The 6,429-nt window shown below is 37.5% G+C and carries 5 protein-coding genes; 2 read left to right on the top strand and 3 right to left on the bottom strand.

Annotated elements, in window-relative coordinates:
* Window positions 1-17 precede the first annotated feature (17 nt).
* Both VZD24_RS15260 and VZD24_RS13000 read left to right on the top strand, forming a co-directional pair.
* Entirely contained in the window at window positions 18-125 is a 108-nt protein-coding gene (locus tag VZD24_RS15260; RefSeq protein ID WP_373693832.1) for a T9SS type A sorting domain-containing protein, read from the top strand.
* A 130-nt stretch (window positions 126-255) separates the two neighbouring features.
* Window positions 256-2,376 carry a M3 family metallopeptidase gene (locus VZD24_RS13000; RefSeq protein ID WP_279447213.1) on the top strand — a complete coding sequence of 707 codons (2,121 nt, stop codon included), beginning with the start codon at window positions 256-258 and terminating at the stop codon, window positions 2,374-2,376.
* Between the two features lie 67 nt (window positions 2,377-2,443).
* On the opposite strand, the gene VZD24_RS12995 is transcribed toward VZD24_RS13000, so the two are convergent.
* The 3 genes from VZD24_RS12995 to VZD24_RS12985 form a co-directional block, all read right to left on the bottom strand.
* Entirely contained in the window at window positions 2,444-4,612 is a 2,169-nt protein-coding gene (locus VZD24_RS12995; protein ID WP_279447214.1) for a S46 family peptidase, read from the bottom strand.
* Between the two features lie 400 nt (window positions 4,613-5,012).
* The gene (locus tag VZD24_RS12990) at window positions 5,013-5,516 is read right to left on the bottom strand and encodes a GreA/GreB family elongation factor (RefSeq protein WP_342687860.1); all 504 of its coding nucleotides are present in this window, start codon (window positions 5,514-5,516) and stop codon (window positions 5,013-5,015) included.
* Window positions 5,517-5,674: 158 nt separating this feature from the next.
* Window positions 5,675-6,175 (bottom strand): hypothetical protein, encoded by a 501-nt coding sequence (locus VZD24_RS12985; RefSeq protein WP_279447216.1) that lies wholly within the window; start codon window positions 6,173-6,175, stop codon window positions 5,675-5,677.
* Between the last annotated feature and the right edge of the window lie 254 nt (window positions 6,176-6,429).

The raw sequence follows: 6,429 nt of genomic DNA, 5'->3' as shown, positions 1-6,429 counted from the left end.
AGATAGACCTTCGCACTATGCAGGGTGAAAAAGCGGTAGATGTTTCATCGCTCGCGGCTGGCGTTTATATGGTACAGATTATTGGTGAAAAAGCAAGCACTGTTAAGCGCTTGATTAAAGAATAATCGCCAAATAACCAACCAAAACAAGAAAGACCCCTTCAGCATATGCTGGAGGGGTTTTTCATTTTGTAACATTCAAAATAGAAAGTGTACTAATTATGTATCTTTACGTTTCTAAAAAAATAATCAACAAATGAAAAAAGCAATTCCCTTTTTGGCAATCGTCCTATTAATTGCAGCTTGCAATGATTCAAAAAAAAAATCAACTGAAAGTAATGACGAAATGAACAATACCGAAAATCCGCTACTTACTGAAAGCACCTTGCCCTATGAAGCTCCCGATTTTACGAAAATTAAAGACGAACACTTTAAACCTGCGATGCTTGAAGGCATAGAACAACAAAAACAAATTGTACTAGAAATAGCAAATAACGAAGAAGAACCCACTTTTGAAAACACCGTGGTGGCCCTGGAAAAAAGCAGCGAACTTTTAGACCGTTCTTCCCAAATTTTCTATGCGCTTGCTGGCGCCAATACAAACGAAACACTTCAAGCAGTGGAATCGGAAATGGCGCCGAAATTTGCCGCTCAAAAAGACATGATATATTTGAACGAAAAATTGTTCAACAGGTTTAAAACCCTCTATGATAAAAAGGAAAGCTTAAACCTAGATGCCGAATCTTTAAAATTACTTGAAAATTATTACGAAGATTTTGAAATTGCGGGGGCAAATCTTTCTGTAGAAGATAAGGAAAAATTAAAGGTTTATAATGAAAAAATTGCAACCCTAACCACCAAATTTAGTAAAACACTTTTAGACGCAAACAATGCGGGCGCAGTAACGTTTACCAACAAAGAAGACCTTTCGGGCGTAGCTCCAGATTTCTTAAAATCTAAAGAAATTGAAGGAGGCAAAGGTTGGTCTATTCCGTTGCAAAATACTACACAACAACCATTGTTGCAATCTATGAACAATAGAGCAAGTAGAGAAAAACTGTTTAAAGCAGCGTGGCACAGAGCAGACCAAGGTGAGAACGATACTAGAGAAATAATTAAGGAATTAGTAAAAGTGCGTGCCCAAAAAGCAAAACTTTTAGGCTTTAATAATTATGCCGAATGGAGCCTTCAAAAAACAATGGCAAAAACACCCGAAAATGTAAATAAATTTTTTAGCGGGCTTATTCCTGCTGCAACGGCAAAAGCACAAACTGAATCTGATGAAATTCAGAAAATGATAAATTCTGATGGAAAGGATTTTACATTAGAACCGTGGGATTGGAACTATTATGCCGAAATGGTGCGAAAAGAAAAATACGACTTAGATGAAAACCAAATAAAGCCTTATTTTGAATTACAAAATGTACTAGAAAAAGGGGTGTTCTATGCTGCGGAAAAACTGTATGGAATAACCTATAAGTCCAGAACCGATATTCCTACCTATCACGAAGATGTACGGGTTTATGAGTTGTTTGAAGAAAATGGCGAACCACTTGGACTTTTTTATGCCGATTACTTTGCTAGACCGAGCAAACGTGGCGGCGCTTGGATGAGTAATTTTGTTACACAATCAAAATTGTACAATAAAAAACCGGTAATTTATAATGTTTGTAACTATCCAAAACCAGCTGATGGCGAACCTGCGTTACTTACTTATGATGAAGTTGAAACCATGTTTCACGAGTTTGGGCACGCCCTTCACGGGTTTTTTGCAGCGCAGCAATACCCATCATTATCTGGAACGGCCGTAGCGCGCGATTTTGTAGAATTTCCTTCGCAGTTTAATGAAAACTGGGCCCTGTATCCGGAAATTCTAAAAAACTACGCCCTTCACTATAAAACAGGCGAAGAAATTCCGGAACAATTGATTGACAAAATAAAAGATGCGGGCACATTTAATCAAGGGTATAGTCTAACCGAAAACCTGGCGGCATCTAACCTGGATATGCAATGGCACACCATTTCTGCTGATAAGCAAATTGATGATGTAAATGCTTTTGAAGATGCTGCTTTAAATAAAACTAAACTTGATGTTGTTCATGCCGTACCGCCAAGATACCGCTCTACTTATTTCTCACATATTTTTGCGGGTGGATATGCCGCAGGCTATTATTCGTATTCGTGGACAGAAATGTTGCATCACGATGCCTATAACTGGTTTACAACCCACGGAGGTTTAACACGCGAAAATGGCCAGCGTTTTAGAGACATGGTTCTTTCTAGAGGAAATACATTAAATCTTGAAAAAATGTATAAAGATTGGCGTGGTAGTGACCCAAAAATTGAGCCTATGTTACAGGCTCGCGGGTTGAAATAACAAAAAAAGAAAACCACTAATCCACGAATAGTCTTTACAATTATTCGTGGATTAGTGGTTAATACTGTTACTTCTTCTTTTTAGAATTTTTCTTATCCTTCTTTGGGTGTACCAATTTCATCTCTTCAATTAAATTGGTGGCGCCTGCGTATTTATCTACTATAAAAAGTACGTATCGAATATCTACCATAATGTTGCGCGATAGGGCAGGGTCATAATAAAAATCGCTCATTGTACCTTCCCAAACGCGGTCAAAATTTAGACCTATTAAATTTCCGTGTGCATCAATAGCTGGGCTACCGCTATTGCCACCCGTTGTATGATTGGTTCCAATAAAGTTAACGGCCATCTTGCCGTTTTCGCCATACTGGCCGTAGTCTTTCGCTTCAAAAAGATCGATAAGCTTTTGCGGCACATCAAATTCATAATCGCCAGGTACGTATTTTTGAATTACTCCTTCCAAATGCGTTACAGGCTCGTAATACACGGCATCTGCGGGAGAGTAACCCGCCACTTTTCCATAGGTTACTCGCAAGGTACTGTTGGCATTGGGAAAGATGCGTGCGTCCTTTGGACTTAGTTCAAGCAAGGCTTTCATATAATCACGCTGCAACCCTGAAATTTTTAAATCTAATTCTTCGTATTTCGGGGCAACTTTTTCAAAATAAGCATCTGCCATTTCTGCTACTATTTTAAAACCTGGGTCATTATTCAACTTTGCTAAAACTGTTTCAGCATCGCCTGCTAACAGCTCTTTAACCGAGGTGTAATCTACCAAAGCAGAGTTGGTATAAACGTTATTTGTTAGTTGTTGTGCGTTTAAATTTTTAAATGAAGCTGGTAAAAAGTGATCTGCAACCCCTTCAGCGTAGAGCGCAATTAATGCTTCAAACACTTCTTTGTCTACTTGCTGGTTGTAATCTTTGTAATGACTTTCAAGTCTTTCAACCATATTGTTTCTTCTATCGATAAAGGACTGTTCGCCTCGGTTTTCAAAAACTTGTTTTAGCTGATAGGCTTGATAGGCCGTACGCAGTAATTCTACATTTCGTAATACAGTTTCAAGAAAATATTCACGTGCTAACGTATATGGTTCAATTTCGGTGTAGTAGGCCTCAAATTTTGGTAAAAGTTGACCGTATTCCTGTTGTTTCCCTTTTTTGTTAATCTGTTCTTTCAGTTCCCTTTCCTGTTGTTTTTTAATGCCAACTGCATCAGATTTTTTAAGTCCTAATGTTTCGCCTTTCCACTTTTTCCAGTAATTGGCAATTCGGGCGAATTTAGAAGCATATTGAATTTTTATCTGCGGATCGGCGCGCATGTATTTATCCTGAATGGCTAAAGCCGCATCGCGAATGGCAATTCGAGCTGGGTTTACAGTATTTATAACTTGTTCTATAGCGATTGAGGGTAAATACTCATCGGTAGTTCCTGGATAGCCAAAGACCAAAGTAAAATCGTTTTCCGCCACCCCATCTAACGAAATAGGAAGAAAGTGTTTTGGAGTGTAAGGCACGTTGTTTTCTGAATATTCTGCGGGACGGTTGTTTTGGTCGGCATAAATTCTAAAAAGTGAAAAATCGCCAGTGTGCCGAGGCCAGATCCAGTTATCGGTATCGCTCCCGAATTTTCCGATAGAAGAAGGTGGAGCCCCCACCAAACGAATATCCTTAAAAGTTTCAACTACAAAAAGCATGTATTGGTTGCCTTCGTAAAAGGTGCGTACCCGATTTTCTTGCCAAGCTTCTTTTGGATAATTTTGTACAGTTGCCGCAATATTTTCTTCAATTTTTTTCTGTTTGTCACCTTCGCTCATTGCGTCTAAAACGCCCGTCATTATTTGAGGAGTAACATCTTCAATTTTTACAATGAATGTAGCCGTAACGCCCGGATTGGGTAATTCATCCTTCAAACTCATTGCCCAAAAACCATCTTCTAAATAATCATTTTCTAACGATGAGTGACTTTGAATTTGCGAATATCCACAATGGTGATTGGTAAGTAAAAGCCCTTTGTTGCTAATAACTTCGGAAGTACAGCCTCCATTAAAATGAGGTACGGCGTCTTTTAAACTGGCATTATTTACATCGTAAATATCGGCTGCAGTCATTTTCATGCCGAGGTTGGTCATTTCAGTTTCATTCATTCCTTCCAAAAGTGAAGGAATCCACATGCCACCTTGTTGTGCGAAAAGTGGAACCGATAAAAAGATAAATAGTAGGCGAAATAATTTCATAATAATTGCTTTTTAAAATAATAGCGTGCAAGATAACAATACCCTATCAATTCTGGTAATTAAGCTATGTAAAGACTTCAAAAATTTGAAAATTTATTTAAAATAGAAAACTTCACTTTTAAAATTCAGTTTCAGAATCATTGTTCTCCGATAAAAGTAATGACTAACTCTGGAAAACCCCATATTATATGTAGTCCTTATGGGACTAGGAATTGACGGGGCTCTATTTTTTTACCCATATTTAATGCCTAACGGCATACTGCTCCAGCTGGGCAAAATATTGGTAATCAAGAGATCGCACCTAAACAAATGTCCCGTAGGGGAAAAACATGATTTTTAATCGGACAATACTGTTTCAGAATAGTTATAATCGTTTTTATAATGCGAATAGAACGTAAATTTATGTATATGAAATAGCTAAAATTTCGAGGGCTCTAGACTCGGCACCTAATTTAAAAGGCACAATTTCGCCAATTTTATGACCCGTTAAAGCCACCGCAATAGGTGCTACAAATGCAATTTTTCTATTTGCAATATTGGCTTCGTCTACGCCAACAATTTGAAAGGTTTGCGGCGAGGGAGATGTAGAAATTTTATACGTTACCGTGGCGCCAAATCGGACTTCGTCTTTTGGTTGGCTCGCAGGGTCTAGAATGCGGGCAGACGCAATCCTTTCGTTCAGTAAATCTAATTTTCCGTTTATTACAGCTAATTCAATTCGGCGCTGTTGCTCGTTTACAGTTGTAAGTGTGGCGCGTTCGTCCTCTAAGTTTTTTCGTTCGCGCTGTAGCAATTCCATTCCGGTAGGTGTAACATAATTGGTAGCGCTTGTAGGTAGGGCCGCGCGTGGTGGAATAATAGGGATCTCTTCCTGATCGCCCTCTTTTACAAAACCTCTGCTCATAGTTAACTAATTTTTGAGGTAAGATATAAATTCTGGCACGGCTTTACAATCAAGTTTTATTTGTACGGTAAATGTTGAAGAAATTTACCCTGAAATTTAAAAGCGAATTTTTAACTGCTATAGCTTACTATTCCTTCATTTTGTTTTGGTGTTTAAAACTAAAAAAAAGGTTGAATTTCCTGTACGTGAAAAACGTATTTATCGTCTTCAAGAGCCCATGTTCCGTAGTAATTCATCAATAGGCCTTCGATGGGTTTTTTATAATAATTTTCTGGAGAAATATCGCCAAAATAAATATAGGCACCATAACCATATTTTTCTGAAAAACAACCATTGGTAAGTCCGTCGTTTATGTTGTGAACAATTCCTGCATCAACCATTTCTAAATCTATAAATAAACAGCCAGATTGGGTTTTTTCGTTATAATTATACACAAAGCCTCCTAAAGTAACCTTGCCTGTGTTTTGAAGGTTAGAAGGGTTATGGTGCTCAATGCCAGTAATTTTATGGTTTATTGCTAAAGTATCGCTTGCCTCAAATAAGGTAGAAGATATTTGGTTTTTCTGTGGCTGGTAAATAAGCGAAGTTCCTTTAACTGGATTTGTAATGAAAACTATACTCAGAATAAGTGCGAGTTTTATTATTTTAAAGCGTTTCATAATTTAGATTTTTGCTTTGTATTTTATAGGAATAGAATAGGCTTCTGGCGTATTTAATTCGGTATGTGCGCGAGCAACAATGTTGTATTGTTGAAAACGTACAGTTAAAATGTATTTTAAGTTTTTTGCTTTTCTTGCAATAAGTTTTTGCTTTTTTTAAAAACTTTACTATTTACTTATTAATTGAAAGCGTCTGCAGTTGGGGAGAAATACTGCAGGGTTCTGGAAAATTTTGAATGTATTATAAAATGAAT

This window comes from Aequorivita flava (assembly GCF_038742595.1).
GTDB classification, from domain to species: domain Bacteria; phylum Bacteroidota; class Bacteroidia; order Flavobacteriales; family Flavobacteriaceae; genus Aequorivita; species Aequorivita marisscotiae.
Note: the sequence above shows the minus strand (reverse complement) of the source record. Positions and strands in the feature narration are given on the sequence as shown.